This is a genomic window from Amycolatopsis azurea DSM 43854, assembly GCF_001995215.1.
Lineage (GTDB): Bacteria > Actinomycetota > Actinomycetes > Mycobacteriales > Pseudonocardiaceae > Amycolatopsis > Amycolatopsis azurea.
In genome coordinates, this window is record NZ_MUXN01000011.1 from 329012 (window position 1) to 356010 (window position 26999).

23 protein-coding genes are annotated in these 26999 nt (G+C 70.0%); 11 read left to right on the forward strand and 12 right to left on the reverse strand.

Features of this window, described 5'->3' with window-relative positions; genetic code table 11:
* Positions 1–58: 58 nt before the first annotated feature.
* Genes B0293_RS16185 through B0293_RS16210 form a run of 7 tightly spaced genes read left to right on the forward strand, consistent with a single transcriptional unit; the run spans position 59 to position 8062 of the window.
* On the forward strand, positions 59–1663 hold the full coding sequence (locus tag B0293_RS16185) for a S1 family peptidase (protein ID WP_005159362.1): 1605 nt from the start codon (positions 59–61) through the stop codon (positions 1661–1663).
* Positions 1660–3882 (forward strand): serine/threonine-protein kinase, encoded by a 2223-nt coding sequence (locus B0293_RS16190; RefSeq protein WP_039918603.1) that lies wholly within the window; start codon positions 1660–1662, stop codon positions 3880–3882. Before B0293_RS16185 ends, B0293_RS16190 begins: the two co-directional genes overlap by 4 nt.
* A 57-nt stretch (positions 3883–3939) precedes the next feature.
* Positions 3940–5352: a VWA domain-containing protein gene (locus tag B0293_RS16195; RefSeq protein ID WP_005159357.1), complete on the forward strand. Its 1413-nt coding sequence runs from the start codon at positions 3940–3942 to the stop codon at positions 5350–5352.
* Entirely contained in the window at positions 5349–5894 is a 546-nt protein-coding gene (locus B0293_RS44280; RefSeq protein ID WP_245191977.1) for a hypothetical protein, read from the forward strand. Before B0293_RS16195 ends, B0293_RS44280 begins: the two co-directional genes overlap by 4 nt.
* Positions 5891–6436 carry a hypothetical protein gene (locus B0293_RS44285; protein ID WP_005159353.1) on the forward strand — a complete coding sequence of 182 codons (546 nt, stop codon included), beginning with the start codon at positions 5891–5893 and terminating at the stop codon, positions 6434–6436. Before B0293_RS44280 ends, B0293_RS44285 begins: the two co-directional genes overlap by 4 nt.
* Complete coding sequence (locus tag B0293_RS16205; RefSeq protein WP_005159347.1) at positions 6433–7722, forward strand: ABC transporter substrate-binding protein; 1290 nt, start codon at positions 6433–6435, stop codon at positions 7720–7722. Before B0293_RS44285 ends, B0293_RS16205 begins: the two co-directional genes overlap by 4 nt.
* 10 nt (positions 7723–7732) lie before the next feature.
* Positions 7733–8062, forward strand: coding sequence for a CU044_2847 family protein (locus B0293_RS16210; RefSeq protein ID WP_005159345.1), 330 nt, complete (start codon positions 7733–7735; stop codon positions 8060–8062).
* Here B0293_RS16210 and B0293_RS16215 read toward each other — a convergent pair.
* The 6 genes from B0293_RS16215 to B0293_RS16240 form a co-directional block, all read right to left on the reverse strand.
* Positions 8059–8637 (reverse strand): TetR/AcrR family transcriptional regulator, encoded by a 579-nt coding sequence (locus B0293_RS16215; RefSeq protein ID WP_005159342.1) that lies wholly within the window; start codon positions 8635–8637, stop codon positions 8059–8061. The two genes, B0293_RS16210 and B0293_RS16215, sit on opposite strands and share 4 nt — an antisense overlap.
* Entirely contained in the window at positions 8634–10529 is a 1896-nt protein-coding gene (locus tag B0293_RS16220) for a YhgE/Pip domain-containing protein (protein WP_005159339.1), read from the reverse strand. Before B0293_RS16220 ends, B0293_RS16215 begins: the two co-directional genes overlap by 4 nt.
* On the reverse strand, positions 10526–11233 hold the full coding sequence (locus B0293_RS16225) for an ATP-binding cassette domain-containing protein (protein ID WP_005159335.1): 708 nt from the start codon (positions 11231–11233) through the stop codon (positions 10526–10528). Before B0293_RS16225 ends, B0293_RS16220 begins: the two co-directional genes overlap by 4 nt.
* A gap of 156 nt (positions 11234–11389) precedes the next feature.
* Positions 11390–12319, reverse strand: a complete 930-nt coding sequence (locus B0293_RS16230) for a GNAT family N-acetyltransferase (protein WP_005159331.1) — start codon at positions 12317–12319, stop codon at positions 11390–11392.
* 32 nt (positions 12320–12351) lie between these two features.
* On the reverse strand, positions 12352–13254 hold the full coding sequence (locus B0293_RS16235; RefSeq protein ID WP_005159328.1) for a GNAT family N-acetyltransferase: 903 nt from the start codon (positions 13252–13254) through the stop codon (positions 12352–12354).
* Positions 13251–14102 carry a class I SAM-dependent methyltransferase gene (locus B0293_RS16240; protein ID WP_005159325.1) on the reverse strand — a complete coding sequence of 284 codons (852 nt, stop codon included), beginning with the start codon at positions 14100–14102 and terminating at the stop codon, positions 13251–13253. The genes B0293_RS16235 and B0293_RS16240 overlap by 4 nt, the downstream gene beginning before the upstream one ends.
* A 304-nt stretch (positions 14103–14406) precedes the next feature.
* Here B0293_RS16240 and rpsA point away from each other — a divergent pair, with 304 nt between their 5' ends.
* Positions 14407–15906, forward strand: a complete 1500-nt coding sequence (rpsA, locus tag B0293_RS16245) for a 30S ribosomal protein S1 (protein ID WP_005159322.1) — start codon at positions 14407–14409, stop codon at positions 15904–15906.
* A gap of 143 nt (positions 15907–16049) precedes the next feature.
* Here rpsA and B0293_RS16250 read toward each other — a convergent pair whose 3' ends face one another.
* Positions 16050–16274, reverse strand: coding sequence for a hypothetical protein (locus B0293_RS16250; RefSeq protein ID WP_039918600.1), 225 nt, complete (start codon positions 16272–16274; stop codon positions 16050–16052).
* Between the two features lie 197 nt (positions 16275–16471).
* On the opposite strand from B0293_RS16250, the gene coaE reads away from it, so the two are divergent.
* Positions 16472–17656 carry a dephospho-CoA kinase gene (gene coaE, locus B0293_RS16255; protein ID WP_005159313.1) on the forward strand — a complete coding sequence of 395 codons (1185 nt, stop codon included), beginning with the start codon at positions 16472–16474 and terminating at the stop codon, positions 17654–17656.
* On the opposite strand, the gene B0293_RS16260 is transcribed toward coaE, so the two are convergent.
* The 5 genes from B0293_RS16260 to B0293_RS16280 all read right to left on the reverse strand — a co-directional run bounded on the left by B0293_RS16260 (position 17653) and on the right by B0293_RS16280 (position 23331).
* On the reverse strand, positions 17653–18279 hold the full coding sequence (locus tag B0293_RS16260; protein ID WP_005159312.1) for a response regulator: 627 nt from the start codon (positions 18277–18279) through the stop codon (positions 17653–17655). The two genes, coaE and B0293_RS16260, sit on opposite strands and share 4 nt — an antisense overlap.
* The gene (locus B0293_RS16265) at positions 18276–19538 is read right to left on the reverse strand and encodes a sensor histidine kinase (RefSeq protein ID WP_005159311.1); all 1263 of its coding nucleotides are present in this window, start codon (positions 19536–19538) and stop codon (positions 18276–18278) included. The genes B0293_RS16260 and B0293_RS16265 overlap by 4 nt, the downstream gene beginning before the upstream one ends.
* A complete protein-coding gene (locus B0293_RS16270) occupies positions 19535–21055 on the reverse strand; it encodes an ArnT family glycosyltransferase (protein WP_005159310.1) in 1521 nt (506 codons plus the stop codon). Before B0293_RS16270 ends, B0293_RS16265 begins: the two co-directional genes overlap by 4 nt.
* A gap of 89 nt (positions 21056–21144) precedes the next feature.
* Positions 21145–22677: an ArnT family glycosyltransferase gene (locus tag B0293_RS16275; RefSeq protein ID WP_005159309.1), complete on the reverse strand. Its 1533-nt coding sequence runs from the start codon at positions 22675–22677 to the stop codon at positions 21145–21147.
* Between the two features lie 138 nt (positions 22678–22815).
* The gene (locus B0293_RS16280; RefSeq protein WP_039918670.1) at positions 22816–23331 is read right to left on the reverse strand and encodes a DUF402 domain-containing protein; all 516 of its coding nucleotides are present in this window, start codon (positions 23329–23331) and stop codon (positions 22816–22818) included.
* Positions 23332–23473: 142 nt separating this feature from the next.
* Here B0293_RS16280 and B0293_RS16285 point away from each other — a divergent pair, with 142 nt between their 5' ends.
* The gene (locus B0293_RS16285; RefSeq protein WP_005159290.1) at positions 23474–24784 is read left to right on the forward strand and encodes a DUF5685 family protein; all 1311 of its coding nucleotides are present in this window, start codon (positions 23474–23476) and stop codon (positions 24782–24784) included.
* 54 nt (positions 24785–24838) lie between these two features.
* Complete coding sequence (uvrB, locus tag B0293_RS16290; protein ID WP_005159288.1) at positions 24839–26995, forward strand: excinuclease ABC subunit UvrB; 2157 nt, start codon at positions 24839–24841, stop codon at positions 26993–26995.
* Positions 26996–26999: the final 4 nt, after the last annotated feature.

A 26999-nucleotide genomic window follows, 5' to 3' on the forward strand; every position in this document is an offset into this window, starting at 1 on the left:
TGAGTGGTAATGGCGGTTCCGGCCGTCATTACCACTCACGATCGGTAGGGTCTTTCGGGTGACTTCCGAGCGCAGACGCTGGCGGGTGCGGCTGCGCGATCGTCGTGGGCGGATCCTGGGCGCCGGGACCATGCTCGACGGCGAACACCTCCTCACCTGCGCTCACGTGATCGAAGGCCACGACGAAATCACGGTGGATTTCGTGGCGCTTCCCGGTGTCGAATCCGGAATCGCGAAAATCGTCGCGCAGGCCGCGCCCATCGGCGACGACGGCGGGGACGTCGCGCTGCTCCGGTTGCGTGACCCCGAGGAACAGATCACCGGTGCGCCGCTCCACCGGACGGCCCTCGAAGACGGCCGGCACGTGCGCGCGTACGGATTCCCGTGCGGTTCGGACGGCATGTGGTCGCTGGCGACCGTCGTCGGCGACGGCGGGCACGGCCTGGAGCGCGTCCAGCTGCATCGAAGCCCCGACGCCGAGCCGATCACCCACGGCTTCAGCGGTTCCGCGGTGATCGCCGACAAGACCGGTCACGTCGTCGGCATGGTCGCGACCCGGTACGCGACCGAGGCCGCCCGCGTCTCCTGGATGATCCCGGTCGAGACGATGCTCGGGTACCTGCCGGAACTGCGCCGCTGGGCCGAGGGCAGCCCGGCGATCGACCCGAGTTTCGTCCAGTACCCGGAACCACCCGCGATCGACGGGCTCTTCGCCCGCGAATTCGCGCGCTGGCTCGGCGGGCACGGCCGGTCGGACGTCCGGGTGATCATCATGGGCGACGACGATTCCGCCGTCGCGGCCTCGTTGCGCCGCGCGGTCGTCCTCGCCGACCGCGAACACGGCGCGGGCCGGAGCGTGTCCGGGCCGACGGTCCCGCCGGTGGGCAGTGTCGTGCTCGCCGTCGACGCGGTCGGCAAGACCGCCGACGCGGTCCGCCGCCGCATCTCCGACCGGCTCGACGTCGCCGCGGACTCGCCGGCCGGTCGTCACGGGGCCGGCCGCACCGTCGTCGTCTACGGGGTCGACGAGTCCGCCGAACCCGACGAACTCGTCGGCGAGGTGCTCGTGCCGCTGGCCCAGCGCGCGCACGAGCTCGGGCTGCGGCTCGCGCTGGCGTTCCGCGAGGAGACCTCGCCGGGCGTGAACGTGGTCCGGTCGAGCACCGACGTCCTGCCCGCGGACGAGGACGACATCGAAGGCCGCCTCGCCCTGCTGGACTCCCGGTTGGTCGAACTCGACCGGCTGGAGAAGGACAGTTTGAGCGACGCGCTCCGTTTTTCCGGCGCTCCGGACATCCATCCGAAGACACGACGGTTGAGGGGAGGCTTGACGCAGCTGCGTTCGGCGGAGCAAGAAGGCGAAACCGATTGGGTGAAACGGCAGCTTCCGGTCTGCGAGCGGGCCGTGGCCAAAACCGTCGAGCGGGCCCGCGAACTCCGCCGTCACCTCGACGAGAACCTCGCCCGGCGCGCGGAACTCCGTGCCCGGCTCGACGCGTACGGGGAGATGGCCCGTAACAGCGGGCTCGTCGAAGACGTCGAACTTGATGCCGCCTACGCGCCGGCCTGGCGGATGCTCTTCGAAGGACCGTGCGACCTCGCGGCCGCGGCGGCCGCCGTCGAGCGGTACGCGGACACCGTACGGAAACGGATCGACGGATGACGGCTTGCGGACGGGACGGCTGTCCGGGGATGCTCGGCAAGACCGGCTTCTGCGAGGTCTGCGGGCTGCCGCCCGGAACGCCGGAAGAGCCGACTCTGGTGATCCCCGGCCCCGACGCGCCGACCCGGATCACCGGCACCGTCGTGACCCGCTCCCAGCAGATCGCGGGGCACGCGACCGCGGACGACCGGGTCCCGCTCCCGATCGTCGAACTCCCCGACGTCGCGGGCCGTCTGCTGACCGAGCCGCACGTCCCGGAGGAGGAACGGTTCTGCGGCAAGCACGGGTGCACCGCCACCCCGGTCGGCCGCTCGATCGGCGGCGGGCCCGCGCCCGCCGAGGGATTCTGCCCGGTCTGCCGGACGCCGTTCTCCTTCGCGCCCAAGCTCGCGGCGGGTGACGTGGTCGACGGCCGCTACCACGTGCTCGGCTGCGTCGCGCGCGGCGGACTCGGTTTCGTCTACCTGGCAACGGATTCCGGGCTCGGCGATCGGTACGTCGCGCTCAAGGGCCTGATCAACACGAACAACACCGCCGCCGTGCGGATCGCGGAGACCGAAAGCCAGGTGCTCACCGCGCTGGAGCATCCGAACGTCGTCCGGATCTTCGACGTGGTCGAGCACGAGGACTTCCGCTACATCGTCATGGAGTTCGTCGACGGGCTTTCCTTGCGGGAGATCAAGAACCGCGGCCGGGCCGGGCTGGACTCCAGTGAGGGACGGCTGCTGGTCGAACACGTCGTGGCCTACGGGCGCGAGATCCTGACCGCGCTCGACTACCTCCACGGCGAGGGCCTGCTGTACTGCGACATGAAGCCGGACAACGTGATCCACGGTGAGAAGCGGATCAAGCTCATCGATTTCGGCGCCATCCGCAAGATCGCCGACGACGAAAGCCCGCTGGTCGGAACCGAGCACTACCAGGTCTCCCCGCGGGAACGGGCGAAACACGGGCTCACCGTCCGGTCCGACATCCACACCGTCGGCGTGACGTTGCGGGAACTCTTCCAGGCCAGCGACGGCTGGTCGGTCACCACCGACGCGCGCGGCGTCCGGTTCGGCATCGAGTCGTTCCTCCGCGTCCTCGACCGCGCGACCGCCTCGTTCGAGCAGCGATTCGCGAGCGCGCGCGAGATGCTGGTCCAGCTCGACGGGGTGCTCGGCGAGATCCTTTCCTTGCGGGACAAGCAGTCCCGCCCCTCCGGCTCGACGTTGTTCGCCGAAGGGGCGGTCCTGCTCGACGCGGGACTCGGCCAGGCGCCGCCGCTGGAGCACTGGACGCGAGGGACACCCGTCTCGCTCGGCGCGCGCCCGGCCGCCGCGGAGATCGCCGTCGGCCTGCCGGTACCGCGCGAGGATCCGGACGATCCGCAGGCGAACTTCCTCCGTGCCGTCCGCGCTCCCGACGCGGCGCGGTTGCTGAAGAAACTCGACAGGGTGTCGGGCTCGGTCGAGGTCGAGTTCCGCCGGTGCCGGGCGCGGCTGGAACTGGGGGCGACGGTCGAAGGCGCGCTGGCGGTTGCGGAGGCCGAACGCCTCCTCGGTGACCGCGCCCCTTACGACTGGCGGGTGGCGTGGCATCGGGGTCTGCTCGCGCTCGGCGAAGGCGATTTCGCCGCGGCCAAGGAGAAGTTCACCGCCGTGTACCGGGACATCCCCGGTGAAGAGCCGCCGAAACTCGCCTTGGGGCTGTGCGAGGAGCACCTCAACGGCGCGGCCGCCGCCGAGCGGTACTACGACGCCCTGTGGGTGCGCGACCGGTCCCAGGTCAGCGCGGCGTTCGGGCTCGCGCGGGTCCGGTTGTCGCGTGGCGCTCGCGCCGCCGCCGTCGAGATCCTCGACCAGGTCCCGGAATTCTCGCGTTACGACGAGGCCGCGCGGATCGCCGGGGTGCGGGTGCTGTCCGCGCCGATGCCCGGGACCGGGGATCTCCCGGCGTCGGCCGAACTCGACGACGCGGTGGTCCGGCTGACCGCGTTGGACCTCGACGGTGACGCCCTCGACAGGCTCGTGACGGCCGTGCGCGAGACCGGGCTCGCCGGCGTGCTCCTCGGGCAGGACGGGATCACCGACGGCGAGACCCTGCGGTCCACCGAACCGGGCGCTCGCACCGTGCTGGACCGGTCGTACCGGCGGCTCGCCCATCACGCGCCCTCGTCGGAGGCGCACGACGTGCTGATCGACCTGGCCAACGCGGTGAGACCGGTGACCCTCGTGTGAAAGTGCCTTGCCGAGGTCGATCGGGGTCACGGGTTCACCTGGGAGGAAAGAGGTTTGATGACGCAGCCGAGTCTGGGCATCGAGGTGCACCAGAACAAGTTCCTCGCGGAGGGCGACCGGTCGATGACCGCGATCGTCCGGGTCGTTTCGCGCGGCGGTGAAGTGACCGCCGCCAGGACGGCCGCCGAGGTGCTGATGATCGACTGCTCCAGCTCGATGCGTTTCCCCAGCACCAAGATCGGCGAGGCCCGGCGAGCCGCCGCGGCGGCCATCGACGTCCTCCCCGACGGCGTGCGTTTCGCCGTCGTCCAGGGCACCGAGCACGCGACCGTGGTCTATCCGGCCGAGGACGGTCTGGTGACCGCTTCCGAACACACCCGGGCGGAGGCCCGCGCCGCGGTCGAGCGGCTCGTGGCGGTCGGGGGCACCGCGATGGGCGCCTGGCTCACCAAGGCCCGCGACCTCTTCGAACGGGAACCCGACGCCGTCCGGCACGCGATCCTCCTCACCGACGGCCGCAACGATTCGCAGACCAGGGCCGCCCTGATGACCGTGCTGAACAGCTGCGAGGGCAGGTTCGTCTGCGACGCCAGGGGAATCGGCGACGGCTGGGAGCCTGCCGAACTCACCCAGATCGGCCGGGTGCTGCGCGGGAACGTCGACTCCGTCGTCGAGGACGACCGGCTCGCCGACGACTTCCGGCAGCTCGTCGAGAGCGCGCTGACGAAGGTGCTGCCCGAGGTCCGGCTGCGCATCGGCACCATGCCGTTCAGCAGGCTGCGGTCGGTCAAGCAGGTGTTCCCGGACGAGTACGACCTCACCGATCGGTGCGAGGAGGTCGCCGTCCGCGAACTGGAGCTGTCGCTCGGTTCGTTCGCGAACGAGGAGACGCGGGACTACCAGCTGATCCTGGACCTCGATCCCGACCTCGAACCCAGCCACGGACAGGACCGTCAGCTCGCGTGGACGGAACTCGTGCCCGTTCCCGGGGCGACGGCCGACGAGGACGCGTTGCCCATCGCCGGGCGGTGGACGCACGACCCGATCCCGCCGACGCTGGTTCACCCGATGGTCTCGAAGTACGCCGCCCAGGCCGATCTCGGCGAGATGCTGACCGCCGGCGGCGACGCCTACGCGGCGGGTGACCAGGCCGAGGCCGAACGGTACTGGGGCCGGGCGGTCGCCTTGGCCACCGCCGCGAGTGACGACGAGACGCTCAGCCGTCTCTCGGGGGTCGTGGAGATCGTCGACGCGGAGAAAGGGGTCGTGCGCCTGCGCTCGGACGCGACGCGCAGTCACGCTTTGCACGTCGTCATCCCGTCGAGGGTTTCCGAAATCGCTCGTCCGCAGGAAGATCGGCCGATGCCCGACGCGTCACCGATCGCCTGCACCACCTGCCCCGCGCTTTCGCCCGCCGGGGCGAACTTCTGCGTCGGCTGCGGAAGACCGTTCGGCGAGGCGGTTTCGTGACGCCGACCCGGGTGCGGCTGGTCCGGCTCCGCACCGCGCTGCTGGCGCTCACCCTCACGGTCCTGGTGGTCTCGCTGTGGGCGTTCCACAGCGTGCAGAACACGGCTGAGACCGTCCGCGACCGGACTTCGCAGGCGGTGCTCGAAGTGACCGCCGCCCGCGCCGCGCTGGTGGCCGCGGACGCCGCGGCGGTCGCCAGTTTCGCGTCCGGCGAGGCGAAACTCGCCGGTCCGGGGCAGGAGTACGCGAATCAGCTGGCTCTGGCGAGCCAGAGCCTCGCGCGGGTCGCGGAGTTCAACCAGGCGGGGGAGGACGGCGGTAACGCACTGCAGGTGGTGGAAAGCCAGGTCGCGGCCTACTCGGGCTCCATCGGGCAGGCCGACGTGCACTTCCGCCAGCCGGACGCCGCCGTGCTGGGCGCGGTCGACCTCTGGCACGCCTCACGGCTGCTGCACGCCCCCGGCGGGGTCATGGAGGAGCTGGAAACGTTGCAGGGCAGGCAACGTGACGCGCTGGACCGGCAGCTGTCGTCCACCGGATGAGCCTCGCGCTGCTCCCGCTGTGGCTCCTGCCGGTGCTCGCCCTCCTGGTGCTGCTGGTGCTCACCCAGCTGTACCTGAAGAAACGGTTCCGCCGCGTGGCGAACGTCCCGCTGCTCGCGGCGACCGTGCTCGTCGCCGCCATCGGGGCCGCCCTGGTGTTCACCCTGATCAGCCGCGACCGGCTGGATTCGGTCGGGGAGCGGCTCGACGGTGTCGCCGCCGCGCGGGGCGCGCAGATCCAGGCCGCCGACGACGCGGGTCAGCGACGGCTCGCGGACCTGCTGACCGAGTACTGCGACGAGGAGCAGGGATGCGGTCTCACCGCCGACGATTTCCGGGAGAAGACGCGAAGGACCACCACGGTGGCGACGGACAACACCCGGGTGGTCACGGCGGGCGCGAAGGCGGTGGCGGCCGACGCCTCCGACGCGGCCGAATCCGGCGGCCGGGAGTTCCTGATCCCGGCGGGCACCCTGCTCGCGGGCGGACTGGTCCTGCTCGGGCTGCACGCCCGGATCGACGAATACCGGTACCGCCGGTGAAACGCCTGGTGGCCTCGGTGATGGCGCTTTCGCTGGTCGCGGGCGGCTGTTCGGCGTCGGCGGAGGACGGGCCGGTCGTCGTCGTCGCGTCGTGGAGCGGGGACGAGGAGAAGGCGTTCCGGCAGGTGCTGGACGCGTTCAAGGCCGACACCGGGATCGACTACCTCTACCAGGGAACGCGTGCCGTCGACCAGGTGCTCGCCTCGGACGTCCAGCGCGGTACCCCGCCGGACGTGGCCGTCCTGCCGAACGCGGGAGTGCTGGCGAAGTACCAGAAGTCGGGCGACCTGCTGCCGCTCGACGACGACCTCTCCGCCGTCGTGGACCGGTCCTTCAGCCCGCAATGGGTCAGCCTGCAGAAGATCGGCACCGAGAAGGTGCACGCGGTCGCGGTGAAGGCCGATCTCAAGAGCCTGATCTGGTACGACCCGGCCCGGCTGACCGGGATCCGCCCGACGACGTTCGAAGGCCTCCGCACGTTGTCCGCCGGGCTGACGGCGGCGGGCGGTACGCCGTGGTGTGTCGGGATGGGTGCCCCGCCCACCTCGGGCTGGCCGGGAACGGACTGGATCGAGGACATCCTGCTGCATTCGGCGGGTCCCGAGAAGTACTGGCGGTGGGCGTCGGGCAGCCTGGCGTGGACCTCGCCGGAGGTCAAACAGGCCTGGCTGGACTGGGGTTCCGTACTCGAACCCGCCGCGATCCGAGGCGGCACCGCGGCCGCGCTGCTGACCGACTTCGGCGACGCGGGCAAGCGGATGTTCACCGACCCGCCGGGCTGCGCGCTCGAGCACCAGGCATCGTTCATCATGAGCCGCTACCAGAACTTCAAGCGGCCCGACGGGTCGTTTCCCAAGCCCGGCATCGATTTCGACTTCCTCTCCTTTCCCGGGCGGGACGTCTCCGAAGTCGCGGCCGACCTGGCGGGCATGTTCAAGAACACTCCCCAGGCACGGAAACTGATCGAGTACCTGGCCTCGGAGAAGGCGCAGCGGATCTGGCCGTCGATCCCCCGCGCGAACGCGTTCTCCGCCAACCGGAAGGTCGGCCTCGACGTCTATCCGGACCAGGTGAGCAGGCGGGTCGCGGACACGATCACCTCGGCGTCCGCCCCGTGCTTCGACGCCTCCGACCTGATGCCCGCGACGATGACCGGCGCGTTCCACCGCGCCGTCCTGGAGTACCTGAGCAACCGGGACCGGCTGGACATCCTGCTCAAGCAGCTCGACGACGTCCAGAAGAGCATCCAGCCCGGCGAATGGCTGAAAATCCACTGTGGACAGTGAAGGAGCATCGGTGAACGATCTGGCGCGGTTCCCGCTCGAAGGCGGCGGTTCGGTGATCGTCGAGATCGACCCCGTCCGGGGCACCTCCCGGGTCTCCCGGCGCGACGACCTGATCGAGGACACCAAGGGATCCTTCGAAGCGGCGCTGGCGAACGTGCGGGACGCGGCCGCGGCGGCGCTGGACACCTTCCGGTCGATGGCCAAGGGACCGGACGAGGTCGAGCTCAAGTTCGGCGTCAAGCTGACCGCGCAGGCGGGCGCGGTCATCGCGAAAACGGGGCTGGAGGGGAACTTCGAGGTCAAGCTGAAGTGGGTCCGGGAGACCGGCGACAGCGCCTAGCGGCCGAGCCCCCGGACCAGCACCATCACCGATTCCCGGACATCGGCCCGCGTCCGCTTCGGCTGGAACACCTGCCAATCGAGGGCGACCACCAGCATCGTGCCGAACAACCCGGCCGCGGCCGTGGGGATCTGGACGCCGTCGGGCAGCCGCCCGGCGGCGTCCAGCCGGTGCAGCTGTTCGCGCACGATCGAGATGATCTCCTCGCGCAGCAAGGTCAGCGTCTCGTGCCAGGTGCCCGGCGTACGCCACATCTCGCTCACCAGGATCTGCGAGAAACCGGGGTATTCGGCGATGAACTCCAGCGCGCCGTCCACCTGCGCGGAGATGACGTCCATCGGATCGCCGTCGCCGGTGGCCGCGCGCAGCCGGTCCGCGAGCACGCCGACGCCGTAGCGCAGCAGTGCGTCGACAAGACCGTCCTTGCTGCCGAAGTTGTAGTAGACGGTGCCTTTGGCGACCTTCGCCTCGGCCGCGATGTCGTCCACCGTCAGCCCGACGAGGCCGCGGCTGGCGGACAGCCGCAGCGTCGCCTCGAACAACTTCTGCTTCGTCGCCTCACCCCGGGGACTCACAACGCGAGCTCGGGTTTCAGCGCGGAAACCGTCCAGGTGCGCTTCTTCCGTGCCGCCAGTGTCGAAACCAGGATCCCGCCGACCAGATACGCCACCAGGACTCCGATGTCACCGAGGATCTCCATCGAGGCGCCACTGTAGAGCAGGTGCCGGAACCCGTCGATGGCGTAACCCATCGGCAGCACGATGTGCAACGGGTACAGCGCGTCCGGGATGGTCTGCCAGGGGAACGTGCCGCCCGCGCTCACCAGCTGGAGCACCAGCAGTACCAGGCCGAGGAACTTCCCGACGGCGCCGAAGAACGAGTTGAGCGCGTGCACCACGGCGGTGAACGTGAGCGACACCAGGATCGCGAACCCGATCGCGCCGAGCGGATGCGCGACGTCGATGCCGACCAGCCAGGTCACCGCGCCGAACAGCACGATCACCTGCGCGATCCCCAGCAGCGCCGAGGAGAGCCAGCCGCCGAGCGCGACCTTGAACGGCGACGCGCCGGCGGTCAGCGCGCGGGTGGAGAGCGGGCGTAGCAGCAGGAACAGCACGAACGCGCCGATCCAGGTGGCGAGGGAGATGAAGAACGGGGCGAGGCCCGCGCCGTAGGTCCCGGCCGAGGCGACGCCGGAGGAGTTGACCGCGACCGGGTCGGCGATGGTGTTGGCGGTCGCCGCGCGGGTGGGGTCGTCGGGGTTCGGGATCTCCTTGAGCCCGGCGGCGAGCCCGTCGCGCAGTCGCACGGCGCCGTCGGCGAGCTGGTTCGTGCCGGTGACGGCGGACTTCTCGCCGTCGTTCAGCTTCGCGGCGCCGTCCCGGATCTGCGCCGACGCGTCGGCGGCCTGCGCGATCCCGCTGGTGAGCTGCGGGGTGGCCGAGGCCAGCTGGTGCGCGCCGTCGGACACCTGCCGCGCGCCGGACGCGAGCTGGATCAGCTGGCCGTTCGCGCCCTGGATCTTCGTGTTCGCCTGGTCGACCGGCGAGCGGAGGGTGTCGAGGCGGCTCAGGATCTCCTGGACCTTCGCCTCGGGGACCTCGGCGGCGCGCAGGTCCTGCGCGAGCTGGGTGCGGTAACCGTCGAGTTTGGCCTGGATGTCGCCGGACGCCGTCGCCGCGAGCGAGGCCGCGTCGGACACCTTCTGGTTCCCGTCGGCGACCTGACCGGCGCCGTCGGCGAGTTTCTGGGTCTGGGCGGGAAGCTGGGCGGTACTGGATTTCAGGGTGCCGAGCCCGGTCGCGAGCTGCGAACTGCCGGAGGCGAGCTGATTAGCGCCGTCGGCCAGCTGCTGCTGGCCCGTCTTGAGTTTGCCCGCGCCGTCGGCGAGCTGCGAAGCGCCGGTCGAAGCCTCCTGGATCTTGCCGTAGATCGTGGAGAAACCGACCAGGAACTTGTCCGCCGCCTCGCTGCCGACCTTCTCCGCGATCGTCTTGCGGACCTGTTCGGCCACCTGTTTCGCGATGGTGCCGGACAGATAGTTGTTGGCGTCGTTGGTGGTCAGCGTGATCGTCGCCTGCTGGGGCTGGAGGTTGCCCGAGGACAGCAGCGCGGTGGAGAAGTCGCGCGGGATGCCGATGGCGAACGAGTAGTTGTCGTCGCGGACGCCCTTGAGGGCCTCGTCCTGCGACACTTCGTGCCACTGGAAGGTGCCGGACTTGACCAGTTCGTCGGTGACCTCGCGGCCGACGTTGCGTTCCACTCCCGCCGAGTCCTTAGCGCCCGCGTCGGAGGTGAAGACGGCGGCGGGCAGCTTGTCCAGGCGCGAGTACGGGTCGTAGTTCGCGTAGAGGTAGAAGGACGCGTAGAGCAGCGGCACCAGGACGAGCGCGACCATGGCGAGCTTGGGCAGGACGCCACTGCTCAGCCGGCGCAGCTCGTTGGCGGCGATCCGGACGGGGTTCATTCCTGGTCTCCTGAAGTCTTCTCGGTGTCGTCCGCCACGGTCGCTTCCAGCGTCGTCTCCGCCGGGGTTTCGACGGGTGCGCAGCGCACGGGATCGGGCTGGTCGAGAGCGCCGCACAGGGCGGGCTTCTCCGGCAGGGCCGAAACCGGGGTGGTGGCGGTCAGGACGATGACGGCGAGGCCGCGCTCGGCGTACTCGCGGGCGAGCCGCGCCCAGCTGTCGACGTCGCTGGTGTGCCTGTCCGGGGTGTCGAGCACGAGGACGCCGACATCCTTGCGGTTCGCGGCGAGCGCGGTCAGCAGCCGGGTGCGCGTCACCGCTTCGAGGTTTTCGAAGCGGGTGGTGGCGAAGGCGGCGGCGTCGTGCTCGGCCAGCCAGGTCGCGACGGCGGCCTTGTTCGCCGGGCGTTTCGCCAGTTCGAGTTCCTCCCCGACGACGACCTGCAGCGACAACGCGCCGTCCGGTTCGCTCACGCCGGGGGAGTCGACGACGGCCACGACCTTCCGCGGGTCACCGCCCTCGACGGTCACCGTCCCGGTGGCCGGCTTCAATCTGCCCGCGAGCGCCAGCCCGAAAGCGGTGACGCCGACCCCTGGCTCGCCGTGCACGATCGCCAGCTCACCACCCGAAACGGTGAGCGAAGTAGGCGACAGCAATGTGCCGTGGGGTCCGGTCACGGACACCCTGTCGGCTTGAACCCGCACGAAGAACTCCCAGGTCGGCGACTCGTGGAACTTTTAAACTGACTGGTCAGTTCAAAAGTTAGCCCTGACCTGGGAGGCGCACAACCGCGGGGGGCCCACGTCACACACAAGAGTGACGAAACCTCCGCAAACCGGACGGCTGACCGTGCATTTCGGCTAACGCAGGGCGGAAGCCGGATGGACCTCCCAGGACGTCCACAGTGGACGATAACCCTGCCGGTGCCAGAACACCGAGGAGAGCGGGTTGGTCGGGTTGTAGTAGAGGTACGTGCCGTCCGCGCCGTCGGCGGAGAACTCCCTGTGCACCGCGGACATCAGGCTCCGGCCGAGGCCGGACCCGCGCAGGCCCGGCACGGTGACCACGTTGTTGACGTAACCCCAGCGGCCGTGGGGGAGCAGTTCGGCCTCGGCCGACCCCGGCGACGAGGTGATCCAGGCGCCGTGCGCGAACGCGGCGATCGCGCCGTCCCGTTCGACCAGCCACAGCAGCGGGGCGTCCTTGTCGAGGGCGCGTTCCAGCGCCGGGGCGAGCAGTTCGGCGGCGTTCGGGCGGTGCCGGGTGGCGACCTGGCCGATGTAGTCGTGGGTCGACACGGCCATCGCGAGCACGCCGTCGAAGTCGTCCTTCCCGGCCCGCCGGACGCCCGCGCCGGCGTCGGCCGTGTCGTCGGGCCGGCCTCCGGTGCGCACGGCGAGCGCGGACATCGGCACCAGCCCGTGGTCGAGGAAGGCGCGGATCGCCTCGGCGTCCCGGCTCGGCCAGTTCACCACGCAGGACGAATCCTCGCCGGGTGATTCGGCGTCCATCCACGTCCGCCACGCGCGCAGCAGCACGTCCATGCCCTCGGTGCCGGTGCTCCCGACGAACGGGAACAGCTGCCGCACGTCGGCGGCCGACCAGAGCAGCGGCACGTCGTCTGGACCATGCAATTGGCGCTGGACCACGCCGGTGACCTGGACACCCGACGCGGTCGCGGCGTCCACCCGCTCGCCGACGACCGGAGGCGGGGCCGCTTCGGGCAGCAGTCTGTCGATCGTCGCGAACCGTGCGCGGTGCGCGTCGAACAACGTCTTCTCGATTTCCATTCAGTCCCCAGGTTCGGCCGCGCCCGTCACCGCTACCGCAGGGCCGCGGCGGGGCTGGCCGCCCACGTCGTCCACAGAGGACGATAACCCTGCCGGTGCCAGAAGACCGGGGAAAGCGGATTGGCCGGATTGTACGAGACGAAGGTACCGCGCAACGACGGCGAGAACAGCTCATCGTGCGCGGCGGCGGTCAGCGCGCGCCCGATCCCGCGCCCCCGGGCGGCCGCGGTGACGGCGAGCGTGCCGAGGTAGCCCCACTCGCCTGGCGGCAGCCGTCCGGCGAGCGCGTCTCCGGGGACCGGCGACCGTTTTCCGCTGGTCACCATCCCCACCGTGACGCCTTCCTCTTCGGCGAGCCAGATCCGGCCGCCGAACTGCGAGCCGCGCCGGATCTCTTCCGCGAGCAGGGCCTCGGCCCCGGGCCGGACGACACCGTGACCGACGAACGAGGTGTACCGAAGTTCCTCGAAACGAAGGGCGACGATCTCCTCCAGATCACCGCCGGAGGACTTCCGGACGGTCACGCCGGGCACGGAATACGCCTCACCCTTGGCGGGCGCGCGGACGGCCAGCGCCAGTTGCGGCGCGAGCCCGTGGTCGAGCAGGGTCCGCGCCACCTCGACGTCGCGGCTGGGCCAGGTGACCGAGCACGACGAATCGGGTTCGGCGTCGGCGAGCGCGACCCGCTCACGCCAGGCGGACAGCAGCGCGCTCATCCCCGCGCGGGCGTCGCGGGGGAGGACCGCGGACAGGATCTGCAGCTGCGCCGGGCTCCACAGCCGCTGCCAGGAACCCGCCGCGAACCGGACGTGCGCGATCGTCCCGGTGGCACCGCCCGCCTCGACGAGCTCGCCGCGCGGGAGCGGGGGTGGTGGCGGAAGCAGCGGGTCGAGCGCGGCGAACCGCGCCTTCTGCCACTCCGCCGCCGAGGTCATCCCCGTTGGGTGCAGAAGATCGCGGTGCCAGGGAAGAGCTTGCCGCGCAAGGGACTCCACTGTCCCCAGGTGCGGGAGTGACCCTCCGGCCAGGCCGGCTCGATGAGGTCCGTCAGCGCGAAACCGGCGTCGGCGAGCGCGCGGACGTAGTCGCCGATGGTGCGGTGGTACTCGACGTAGGTCGCGACACCCTCTTCGTCGACCTCGACGTACGGCGTCCGGTCGAAATACGGCTGGGTGACGGTGAGGCCCTGCGGCCCGGGGTCGTCGGGGAAGATCCAGCGCATCGGATGGGTCACCGAGAACACCCAGCGGGCGCCCGGCCGGAGCACCCGGTGCACCTCGGCGAACACGACGTCCACCGAAGCCACGAACGGGACCGCGCCGAAGGCCGAGCACGCCGCGTCGAAGCTCGCGTCGGCGAACGGCAGCGACTCCGCCGTCGCCTGCACGAGCGGGACGGGGGTGCCGGTGCGCTCGTTGCCTTCCCGCGCGTGCCGCAGCATGCCCGCCGACAGATCGGTCGCCACCGCCTCGGCGCCCTGCGCGGCGAGCCAGCGCGAACAGGCCGCCTGCCCGCAGCCGACTTCGAGGATCCGCCTGCCGCCGACTTCACCCAGAAGCGCGACATCGGCCTCGCGGACGCCCTCCGGGCACCAGACGAAGTCCGCGTCGCCGAGGAAGCCGCCGTGGGTCGCCTGGTAGTCGTCGGCGTCGGCGTCCCACCACGCCAGGTTCGCGGCCGTCGCCTCCGGCGCCGAGACCGCCCGATAGGCGACCCCCGCGGTGCCGAGCTGCTCCTCGGCCTGTGCGTGCCGTTCGGGCTCCGTGACGGACTGCTGACTCAAACCGGTATCCTTTCCCCAGGTCAGGGCTGTGGAGGAGAGTTTATCCGCCCGGCGTGATCGCGGTAGGCACCCTGATTGTGCCGTGTACAGGGGGCCGCGTAGGATATCTGTTAGCGCAGTGGGTTCGCGCTACTCTTTCCCCCGGTTCGCTCAGCGTCCGGGTCAGGGGGTCGCGCACCGTATGCGGTGATGCTCGCGGTCGTTCCCTGTGGACGTTTGCAAATGTGGTCGCCTCATGCCGGAAGAGCCCATGGTGCCCTAACTGCAAACCCACTACTTCCCATCCACCGGAGCAACCCGCCTAATGACGACCGACACCGCCACCGCCCCGACCGCCCCCGCCGGGCCCCAGCAAGTCGCTATCAACGACATCGGGTCGGAGGAAGACTTCCTCGCTGCGATCGACAAGACGATCAAGTACTTCAACGATGGAGACATCGTCGAAGGAACGATCGTCAAGGTCGATCGCGATGAGGTCTTGCTCGACATCGGCTACAAGACCGAGGGTGTCATCCCCTCGCGTGAGCTCTCCATCAAGCACGATGTCGACCCGGCTGAGGTTGTCACCGTCGGCGATGAGGTCGAAGCCCTGGTCCTCCAGAAGGAGGACAAGGAAGGCCGTCTGATCCTGTCCAAGAAGCGTGCGCAGTACGAGCGCGCCTGGGGCACGATCGAGGAGCTCAAGGAGAAGGACGAGCCCGTCAAGGGCACCGTCATCGAGGTCGTCAAGGGCGGCCTCATCCTGGACATCGGCCTGCGCGGCTTCCTGCCCGCGTCGCTGGTCGAGATGCGCCGCGTGCGCGACCTGCAGCCGTACGTCGGCCGCGAGCTCGAAGCGAAGATCATCGAGCTGGACAAGAACCGCAACAACGTGGTCCTGTCCCGCCGCGCCTACCTGGAGCAGACCCAGTCCGAGGTGCGCAGCGAGTTCCTCAACGCGCTCGCCAAGGGCCAGGTCCGCAAGGGCGTCGTGTCGTCCATCGTCAACTTCGGTGCCTTCGTGGACCTGGGTGGCGTCGACGGCCTGGTGCACGTCTCCGAGCTGTCCTGGAAGCACATCGACCACCCGTCCGAGGTCGTCGAGGTCGGCCAGGAGGTCACGGTCGAGGTTCTGGACGTCGACATGGACCGCGAGCGCGTCTCGCTGTCGCTGAAGGCGACCCAGGAAGACCCGTGGCGTCAGTTCGCCCGCACCCACGCGATCGGCCAGATCGTGCCGGGTAAGGTCACCAAGCTCGTCCCGTTCGGTGCGTTCGTGCGCGTCGAGGAGGGCATCGAGGGCCTGGTGCACATCTCCGAGCTGGCCGAGCGCCACGTGGAGATCCCGGAGCAGGTCGTCCAGGTCAACGGCGACGTGATGGTCAAGGTCATCGACATCGACCTCGAGCGTCGTCGCATCTCGCTGTCGCTGAAGCAGGCGAACGAGGGCGTCACGCCGGAGACCGAGTTCGACCCCACTCAGTACGGCATGGCCGCCGAGTACGACGCCGAGGGCAACTACATCTACCCCGAAGGCTTCGACCCGGACACCCAGGAGTGGCAGGAAGGCTTCGACAAGCAGCGTGAGGAGTGGGAGCGTCAGTACGCCGAGGCTCACACCCGCTACGAGGCTCACATGAAGCAGGTCGTCAAGGCCGCCGAGGCCGACGCGGAAGCCGCGGCCGACGCCGCGACCGGTGTCACCTCCGGCGACTCGGGCGAGCAGAGCTACACCTCCGCTCCGGCCGAGGCCAAGAGCGGTGGCACGCTCGCCAGCGACGAGCAGCTCGCGGCTCTCCGCGAGAAGCTGTCGGGCGGCGCGTGATCCAGGCGCTCAGCCAGTAGCTGACAGACAGCGGCCCCGGTCCACTTCGGACCGGGGCCGCTGTCTTTGCGCATCCAGAGGACTAAACGCATGCAAGAAACCCCGCATTCAGAGGACTAAACGCGGGGGTGTGGGGGAGAACGTCAGGAGGTGGCGGGCCGGACGGCCGGCACCCAGATGCGTTCGAGGGCGGCCGCGCGGGCCTTGCGGCGGAGCCCGGCGAAGCTGTGCTTGGCGGGGACCAGGAGCGCGCTCAGCCACGTACGCCGATATTCGGCGAGGGCTTCGGCCACGGGACGATGGAGGACACAGTGCATCAGGCCCGGCGTTCCGAGCCGGTGCCTTCCGACGTGCTTGCCGTCTGCCATCTTTCCTCCGTGTGGGCTACCTTCGCCGCGCACGGTACGCAATCAAGCTCCCGAAGACGCGTAACCGCCCGGCGTGTCACTCGAAATGGTTGAGTCGCGCGTCACGATGATCTTGCCTTTTGTATCCTTCTGTGCCCGATGTGCCTATCCGGTGACCCTGCGCGGTCACCCTGGATTGCGCCACTAGGCTGATCGACATGCTGCGTGTGGGCCTGACCGGCGGGATCGGCGCCGGAAAATCGACGGTGGCGAACCGGCTTTCCGAGCACGGCGCCGTCCTCATCGACTCCGACAAGATCGCCAGGGAGGTCGTCGAGCCGGGGACCCCGGGGCTCGCCGAGCTCGTCGAGGCGTTCGGGGAGGACATCCTCGCGTCCGACGGTTCGCTCGATCGCGCCGCGCTCGCCGCGAAGGCGTTCGCCGGCGAGGACTCCCGCAAGCGGCTGAACTCGATCGTCCACCCGAAGGTCGGCGCCCGGACGGCCGAGCTGATGGCGGCCGCCGCACCGGACGCGATCATCGTCCACGACATCCCGCTGCTGGTCGAAGGCGGACTCGCGCCGATGTACCACCTCGTCGTCATGGTCGACGCGCCGGAGGAGGTCCGGGTGCGCCGTCTGGTCGAGTCGCGGGGGATGGCCGAGTCCGACGCGCGCGCCAGGATCAAGGCGCAGGCCACGACCGATCAGCGCCGGGCGGTGGCCGACGTCTGGTTCGACAACAGCGGAGCACCCGACATCGTGCTCGCCGACGTCGACGCGTTGTGGGCGGACAGGCTGACCCCGTTCGAAGCGAACGTGCGGCTCCGCAAGCCGCGGGCGCCGATGTCGCCGAAGATCGCGGAGTACGACCCGACGTGGCCCGTACAGGCCGAGCGGGCACTCGCCCGGATCCGCGTGGTCGTGGGTGACAACGCGGTGCGCCTCGACCACATCGGTTCGACCTCCGTGCCGGGTCTGCCCGCCAAGGACATCCTCGACCTCCAGCTGACGGTGTCCACTTTGGACAAGGCCGACGAGCTGGCCGCCGTGCTCTCCGACGCCGGGTTCCCGCGCGCGGAGGGCGAGTGGTTCGACGACGCGCACGGTGAAGAGGGCACCTGGCCGAAACGGTTCCACTTCGGCGGCGACCCGCGCCGTCCGGTCAACCTGCACGTCCGGTCCCAAGAAACGCCTGCCTGGCGTCTCGCGCTGCTCTTCCCGGAGTGGCTGCGGCAGAACCCGGACGAACGCGACGCCTACGCGGCGGTCAAGAACGCCATGGCCACGAAGCACGCCGGCGACGGGACCGTCGAGCGGTACACCGACGAAAAGCAGGTGTGGGTCGACGCGGCCTTCACCCGGGCCGACGCTTGGGCGGCGTCGACCGGCTGGACCCCCTAGCTCCCGAGCAGTCCCCGTTCGAACGCGGTCGCGACGGCTGCCGCGCGATCTTTCACCCCGAGCTTGGCGTAGGCGTGCACGAGGTGCGTCTTCACCGTGGCCTCGCTGATGAACAGCAGCTTCGCGGCTTCCTTGTTGGTCGAACCGCGCGAGATCAGGGTGAGGACTTCGAGTTCGCGGCGGCTCAGCGGTTCCGGCGCGGGCGCGCGCATCCTGCCCAGGATCAGGTCGGCGACGGCGGGGGAGAGCACCGCCTCGCCGCGCGCCGTCGCCCGGACGGCGCGGAAGAGTTCCTCGCGAGGCGCGTCCTTGAGCAGGTAGCCGGTCGCGCCCGCTTCGATCGCCGGGACGACGTCGGTGTCGGTGTCGTAGGTCGTCAGCACGAGGATCCGCGCGGGATTGCGGAGTTTCGCCAGCTTCGCGATCGCCGCCACCCCGCCGGAGCCGGGCATCCGCAGGTCCATCAACACGACGTCGGGGCGGAGTTTCTCCGTCAGCGTGACGGCTTCGTCGCCGGACGAGGCTTCTCCGAGCACCTCGAACCCCTGATCCGCGGTGAAGATCCCGCGCAGCCCGTCGCGGACTATGGGATGGTCGTCGGTGATCAGCAGCGTGATCGTCATGGCCGGACCTCCAGCGCGGGCAGATTGGCCGAGACGGCGGTCCCGCCGCCCGGCTCCGATTCGAGGTGCAGTGTTCCCGCCAGCCGGGCGACGCGGGCGCGCATCCCGGGTACCCCGAAGCCGCTGTCACCCGCCGGGCGCGCGGTGCCGGGTTCGAAGCCCCGGCCGTCGTCCCGGACGTCGACGGTCACCTGATCGGCCATGTAGGACAACGTGAGCCCGACGATCGTGGCGGCGGCGTGCTTCTCGACGTTGGCCAACGCCTCCTGCGTGATCCGCAGCAGCGTCGCCTCGATCTCGGGATGCAGCGCCCGCGAGGTCCCGGTGGTGGTGAACCGGACTTCGACGCCGGTCCTGCCGCTCCACAGCCGGGAGACCTCGTCGAGCGCGTCCGGCAGGGTCGCGCCTGCCAGCGGCTGCGGGCCGAGCGCGCGGACCGAACGCCGGGCGGCCGTGAGGTTCTCTCGTGCCAAGGCCATCGCGGAACCGACGTGCCGCTGCCACTCCACGGGGTCGCTCTTCGCCTCGTCCGCCGCTTCCAGCTGGGTGATGATCCCGGTGAAACCCTGGGCGAGCGTGTCGTGGATCTCCTGGCTCAGCCGCTGACGCTCGTCGAGGACGCCCGCTTCGCGCGCCTGGCTCAGCAGTTGCCGTTGCAGGACCGCGTTCTCCTCCTGCGCGGCGGCCAGTTCGTCGAGCACGCGCTTGCGTTCCGCGTGCTGCCGCGCCATCGCCGCCGAGGCGAGCCCGCCTCCGCCGACGGCGGCCGTCTGCACCAGCGTGATCACGGTCCACAGCGCGGGCTGCTCGGCGAACGCCCGCAGCGGGCCGCCGTCGGGCATCGTGTTGATCAGCGCGGAGACCACGAAGATCCCGGCCAGTGCCAGCGGGGCGGGCCGCAGCCGCATCGCGTCGAAGAACCCGGTGATCATGAAGATGAGGAAGATCGTCTCGTGTCCTTCGAGCACCGCGGCGATCGTGACCAGCCCGGCGAAGGACGCCGCGACCACGACGGGATGCTCGGCCCACCGCTCCGGCAGCAGCGTGAAGGTGAGCAGAAGCCAGACCGCGGCGATCCCCACCAGCCCCAGGGTGACCGCCGGATCGCTGCCGGAGAGCAGGAGACTGAGCACCGTGCTCAGCGCCAGCAGCGCGTACGGGAGGAACTTCTCGATCCGGCCGCTCCACGGCCGCCACGGCGAATCCCCCTCGCCGGGCGACGGCCACAGCGAGTCCTGCCACCGGATCCAGCTGGTCATACCCGGAATTCCCGCAATCCCGGCCACGCGGACGCCCAGGATTCGGTGCGGCCGGTGACGAGCCAGATCGGCATTTCGCGGCTCACGTTGCGGACGCCGAGTTCGTTGTCCACGCGGGAGACGATCCGGGCGTCGGTGAAGGAGTGCAGCAGCCGTGCCGGATCGGGACCGACGAACAGCACGCTGTCCGCGGTCTCGGGCGGGTGGCCGAAGTACCAGAAGCCCCGGCTGGGGCTGTACACGGCGGGAAGCCCGTAGTCGGCGCCGTACCGGTCCAGCGCTCCGGCCTGCCAGTACCCGGCCGTGACGAGCGTGGTGCGAGCCCGCTGCTCCGGCGGGAGCCGGCGATAGGCGTCCGCGACCGAGCGGGCGAGATCCGGCCAGCCGATCTCTTCCAGCGCGTACGCCGGGCGTGGGACGTCCCGGCCTTCGGCGAGCCAGGCGGCGGGCCACACCGGCAGCGCGTAGGGGAGGGTGTACAGCGCGGAAAGCAGGAACACCGGCCAGGTCGGGATCCAGCGGAACCACGGGGACGGCTTCAGCTGTCCGAAGTGGACGGCCGCACCCGCCCACAGGACACCGAACATGCCCGCCGCGTAGTAGTACCGGCCGTTGGACAGGATGAACAGCGCGATCACGCCGACGGTGGTCCAGCCGAGGAACCGGAACTCCCGCAGCTTCGCCGAGAACATCAGGGCCCATAGTCCATAAAGGACGCCGACCACGCCGATGCCCAGCCCGGCCCCGGTCAGCAGGGCGGGCAGGAACCCGGCGCGGCCGCTCCAGCCGCCGGTGGTCTCGTGCGCGATGACGTCGCCCATCTCCAGCTGCGGCCAGCCGTTCGCGGCCTGCCACCAGAGGGTGGGCACCAGCGAGAGCGCGGCGATCCCCGCGCCGATCCAGAGTTTGGGCCTGCGCAAGAGATCCCGGGGACCGAAGACGAGGATCGCTACCCCGGCGGCGATCCAGAACGTCGCGACGAGGAGCTTGACGTTCATCGCGACGGCGGTGGCGACACCCAGCCACAGCAACAGGTTGTCGTCCCGCGTCCGCATCCACCGCACGAGCAGCCACGCGATGAGCGCCCACAGGGCCGGGTCGATCGTCGAGGTGGCCAGGTAGTGCCCGCTGCCGAGGAACTGCCCGCAGATCGCGTACGCGGCGGCGGCCCGGGTCTGCGCCCGGCGGTCTCCGCCCATCTCGTAGGCGATGAGCCCGGTGAACACCACACCGGCGGCCGTCGCGAGGACGGCGGGGAGGCGGAACACGAAGACGTTGCCCGGCGCGAGCGAATCCATCGCCAGCGCCAGGAACGGGAGCACCGGTGGCTGGTCGGCATACCCCCAGGCCAGCCGCTTTCCCGCGGAGAGGAAGTACAGCTCGTCGCCGAAGTAGCCGTACCGCCACGCCGTCGCCAGCAGTGCCGTCGCGGCCGCGGCGGCGAGCAGCGCCACCGGGAGCCGGGCGAACGCCACATCGGACGCGGTCGGTGTTCCGGCCGCGCTGGCGGCTTCCATCCATGCCTCGCAGATCCCTCGGGTGCCGGTCCTCTCGCACCTTACGTGCCACCGGAGTGGCGCGTCGGGCGTGGGAGGACCGGCGAGGGTCAGAAGCCCCAGTCCGTGAGTTTCGACCACACCGTGTCCCAAGTGCCGTTCCGGCCGGTGGCCAGCCAGATCTTCATGCCCTGACTCACGTTCGGGACCCCGGCCCGGTTGTCGAGCGCGCCGACCTCGCGTACCTGCGTGAAGTACGGCACAAGCACCGAGGGGTCGTTCCCGACGAACAGGATGTCCTGTGCGGATTCCGGCGGCCTCGGCAAGGTCGCGTAGCCGCGGTTGGGGCTCGACGGCGACGGAAGGCCCAGCTCGGGTCCATAGTGGTCGATGGCACTGGCTTGCCAGTACTTCGCCGCGACGACGCCGGTGCGGGCCGGATCGGGAACGGCGTGGTACGCCTGCGCCACCGACTCGGTGATCTCCCGCCAGCCGATCTCCTCCTCGGCGAGGGGCGGCCGCGCCCACTCCGGGGCGGTCGCCAGAGCGTCGCGCGGGAGGATCGGCAGCGTCTGCGGGATCGCGATCGCCGCGGCCACGAGGAACACCGGCCAGGTGGCGATCCAACGCCAGTACTTCGACGCCTGACCCGCTTCGATCTCCACCGCGGCGGCGGCGAACAGCGGGGCGAACATCCCCGCCGCGTAGTAGTACCGCCCGTTCGCCAGCAGGAACAGGACGAGCACGCCGAGCGCGGTCCACCCCAGGAACCGGTACGGCCGCAGGCGTTCGGAGCGCAGCAGCCGCCACAGGCCGTAGCAGACGAGGACGATCCCCACCGGGACTCCCGCGGTCAGCAGCATCGTCGGGACGAACGTGGCCCGCCCGCCCCAGTCCGCCGAGACCTCCTGGGAGATCGCCGCGCCCATGGTCAGTTGCGGCCAGCCGTTCGCCGCCTGCCAGACGAGCGTGGGCGCGGTCATCGCGGCGGCGATCAGCGCGCCGATCCAGAGCGCCGGACGGCGGACGAGGTCGCGGGGACCGCAGGCCACCGCCGCCACCAGAGCGACGACCCAGAACGCCCCGATGAGGAACTTCGTGTTCAGCGCGAAGCCGGTCACCACACCGCTCCAAAGCAGGAGCCCGTCCGCGCGGGTCCGGATCCACCGGACCAGCAGCCAGATCAGCAGCGTCCACAGGAACGGGTCGAGAGTGCTGGTCGCCAGGTAGTGCCCGCTGCCGAGCATCTGGAGCGACACCGCGAAGGTAGCCGCCGCGACCGTCTGTGCCCGGCGGCCGCCGCCCAGTTCCCTGGCGATCAACGCGGTCAGCACGACCCCGGCGAGCATCGCCAGCATCGCCGGGATCCGCAGGACGAACGGTGAATCGGCGCCGAACGCGTCCATCAGGCGCGCCAGCAGCGGCAGCAGCGGCGGCTGGTCGGCATACCCCCAGTCCGGATGCCGACCGGCCGCCAGGAAGTACAGTTCGTCGCCGAAATAGCCGTAGCGGCCGGCCGTCGCCGCGAGTACCGCCCCCATCGCCCCGGCGATCGCCAGCACCGGTGCCCTGGCGAACGGCGCGATCCCCGCGCGTTCTCGTTCGCCGATCCGTTCCCGGAGTCCCTCGGCCTCGATGGCCATGGATTCCGCCCCCTCTCGATCGGTTTCGCTCGGGATCGAGAGTCCCGTGAGGACGGCCTTCCGGGTATCCGTCACTCGGACAGGAGTCGTTCGTCCAAGAGATAAGGCCGGATCATCCGATCGGTTGATGCGGACGGCTCAGTGCCGTCTCCAGTCGAGCGTGACGTCCTTTGTGGACAGCCAGCCGCGCAGGTCGTGGCCGTGGGTGGCCAGTCCGTCGACGGTCGCGTGACTGACGCCGAGCGCGCGTTCGCCGTCGGCGAGGGAGAGCAGTCCGGAGGTGACCGCGCCGAGGAGTTCGTCGGTGTCGATCACCTGGACCGATTTCTTGTCCCGCAGGACGAGGTCGAGATAGAGGTCGGTGGCGACCCAGACACCGCCTTCACGGTGGACGTCGACGACGTCGAGGTAGAAGTCCTGATCGCGTTCGTGGCCGGGGTTGAACCAGAAGTCGGTGATCCGCAGGCCGAGATCCGGCAGCAGCCAGGACTCCAGGTAGTGGAACTGTTTCCGTCCCGGGGCCGGCCGCGCCATGTAGAGGCCGAAGGGTTCCTCGCGGTATTCCTCGACGTCCCTCACGATGCCCTTGGGGTCCGTGTTGGTCTTCGCGGCCGGATCGAAGTATTCGACTTTGGGCGGGTGCAGCGCGGTCATGCGCCCATCTTGGAAGGCCGCGGCGTCCGCGAACACCGCCCAACCGGGTGGACGATCACGGTTTCCTCGTTCTCGAGGAGTAAGGACGTTCGGCCGGATAAGGTGCGCTGGTTCCGCCGGAGGGGTGAGTGGGAGTCAACGTATGTTCGGGATCATCAGGCCGTGCCGTCACCGGCTTTCCGCGGGTTTGCACGCGGATTGGCTCGCCCATCTGTGTGGCCTTTGCCTGGCGTTGCGGGACGAACACGGACATCTCGCCCGAATGGTGACGAACTACGACGGGTTGATCATCTCGGCGCTCGTCGAAGCCCAGTCGCCGCGTGCGGAAGGACGGCGTGACGCCGGCCCGTGCCCGCTTCGGGCGATGAAGGGGACGTCGGTCGCGAAGGGTGGCGGCGCCCAGCTCGCGGCGGCGGTCTCCCTGGTGTTGGCTTCGGCGAAGATCTCCGACCACGTCGAGGACCGCGACGGCGCCTTCGCGAGGCGTTCCGTCTCTCTCGCGGCGAAGCGGGTTGCGACGCGCTGGGCGGACCAGGGAAGCCGTACGGGCAGCCGGATCGGGTTCGACACGGCGGTCCTGACCGAGGCCGTCGACCGGCAGGGCGAGATCGAACGCGCCGTCCGCCTCGGTGATTCGGCCGTGCTCGCCACCGAACCCGCCGAACTGGCGACGTCGGCCGCGTTCGCGTACACCGCGACACTGGCGGGCCGCCCGGAGAACGCCGCGCCGTTGGCCGAGGCTGGACGCCTGTTCGGCAGGGCCGCGCATCTGCTCGACGCCGTCGAGGACCTCGCCGAGGACGAGGCCGCCGGTGCGTGGAACCCGCTGACGGCCACCGGCACCGGGCTCGCCGAGGCACGACGGCTGTGCGACGACGCCGTCCTCGGCGTCGAACTCGCCCTTCGCGAGGTGAAGTTCGACCAGCCCAAGCTCGTCCACGCGCTGCTGGTGCACGAGCTGCGTCAGGCGGTGCGACGCTCGTTCGGGCACGGGCTCATCGGGCACGGGCACGGTCCGCAGCAGCCGCCGCCGGGCTGGATCGGGCCCGGACCTCAGCCGCAACAGCATCCCCACCAGCCTCATCCGCCCCAGCCGTACCCGCAGGGCGGTTACCAGCCGCCGCCTCCTCCGCCAGGTGCTCCCGGTGGCGGAGGTCCGCCCCAGGAGCCACCGAAGAAGAAGCGGAAGCACGGCGGCCCACCGACCGACGGCCAGGGCGGTTGCTGCTGGACGCCGAAGTTCCGGGTGCCCGCCCAGCCGAGAGGGTTCTTCCTCGGCTGCGCGGTGGCGACCTACATGTGCTGCTCGTGCCAGTTCTGCTGCCGGGACCCCTTCCCGGGGGCGTGGAGCGGGAAGCCGCACGAGGCCTGGTGCAACAACTGTGACGGTTGCGACTGCGGTGGTGGCGACTGCGGGTGCTGTGACTGTTGTTCCTGCTGTGACTGTTCGTAGGCTGTCGACCAGGCGAACCGGAAACTGTCGGACCCAGCGCCTACTCTGGTTCCCGTGGCTTTCGCATCCGAACACCCCGTGCTCGCCCAGTCGGACTTCCGCCCCGTCACGGACATCCCCCGGACCGGTGGCCGGTTCGAGGTCGTCAGCGAGTACAAGCCCGCCGGTGACCAGCCGGCGGCCATCGACGAGCTCGAACGCCGGGTCAACGCGGGCGAGAAGGACGTCGTGCTGCTCGGTGCCACGGGTACCGGCAAGTCGGCGACGACGGCCTGGCTGATCGAGCGCGTCCAGCGCCCGACGCTGGTGATGGCGCCGAACAAGACCCTCGCCGCGCAGCTGGCGAACGAGCTGAAGGAGCTGTTCCCGCACAACGCGGTCGAATACTTCGTCAGCTACTACGACTACTACCAGCCCGAGGCGTACATCGCGCAGACGGACACCTACATCGAGAAGGACTCGTCGATCAACGACGACGTCGAGCGGCTGCGGCACTCCGCGACGATGAACCTGCTGTCCCGGCGCGACGTCATCGTGGTCGCGAGCGTCTCGTGCATCTACGGTCTCGGCACGCCGCAGTCGTACCTCGACAGGTCGACGAAGCTGAAGGTCGGCGAGCAGCTCGACCGGGACGTCTTCCTCCGCGCGCTGGTGGACGTGCAGTACACCCGCAACGACATCGCCTTCGCGCGCGGCACCTTCCGCGCCCGCGGCGACACGGTCGAGATCATCCCGGCGTACGAGGAGCTGGCGATCCGCGTCGAGTTCTTCGGCGACGAGATCGAGAAGCTGTACTACCTGCACCCGCTCACCGGCGACATCGTGAAAGAGGTCGACGAGGTCCGCATCTTCCCGGCCACGCACTACGTCGCGGGCCCGGAGCGGATGGAGAAGGCCATCCACGGCATCGAAGCCGAGCTGGAGCAGCGGCTGGCCGAGTTGGAGAAGCAGGGCAAGCTGCTCGAAGCGCAGCGGCTGCGGATGCGCACCGCGTACGACATCGAGATGATGCGCCAGGTCGGGTTCTGCTCCGGCATCGAGAACTACTCGCGGCACATCGACGGCCGGGACGCCGGATCCGCGCCCGCCACGCTGATCGACTACTTCCCGGACGACTTCCTGCTGGTCATCGACGAGTCGCACCAGACGGTCCCGCAGATCGGCGGCATGTTCGAAGGGGACATGTCGCGGAAGCGGAACCTGGTCGACTTCGGGTTCCGGCTGCCCAGTGCGGTCGACAACCGGCCGCTGACCTGGGAGGAGTTCAGCGACCGGATCGGGCAGACGGTGTACCTGTCGGCGACGCCGGGGCCGTATGAGATGGGGCAGGCCGGCGGCGAGTTCGTCGAGCAGGTCATCCGGCCCACCGGCCTGATCGACCCGAAGGTGGTCGTGAAGCCCACCGAAGGCCAGATCGACGACCTGGTTCACGAGATCCGCGACAGGGCCGAGAAGGACGAGCGTGTCCTGGTCACCACACTCACCAAGAAGATGGCCGAGGACCTCACCGACTACCTGCTGGAGCTGGGCATCCGGGTGCGGTACCTGCACTCCGAGGTGGACACGCTGCGCCGGGTCGAGCTGCTGCGGCAGCTGCGCGCGGGCGATTTCGACGTGCTGGTCGGCATCAACCTGCTCCGTGAGGGGCTCGACCTGCCCGAGGTCTCGCTGGTCGCGATCCTCGACGCGGACAAGGAGGGCTTCCTCCGCAGCGGGACCTCGCTGATCCAGACGATCGGCCGCGCGGCGCGAAACGTGTCGGGCGAGGTGCACATGTACGCGGACAAGATCACCGACTCGATGCAGCACGCCATCGACGAGACCGATCGCCGTCGCGCCAAGCAGGTCGCCTACAACGAGGAGCGGGGTGTCGACCCGCAGCCGCTGAGGAAGAAGATCGCCGACATCCTGGACCGCGTGTACAGCGAGGCCGAGGACACGGAGTCCGTCGCGGTCGGCGGCTCGGGCCGGAACGCCTCACGCGGCAAGAAGCCCGAGCAGGGCGATCGCGTGCGCAGCTCCGGGATGCTCGCCGACAAGGACGTCGCCGGGATGCCGCGCGCCGAACTGGCCGACCTCATCCAGCAGATGACCGACCAGATGATGCAGGCCGCCCGCGACCTGCAGTTCGAACTCGCCGCCCGCCTGCGGGACGAGGTCTCGGACCTGAAGAAGGAACTCCGCGGCATGGACGCGGCCGGCATCAAGTAACCGC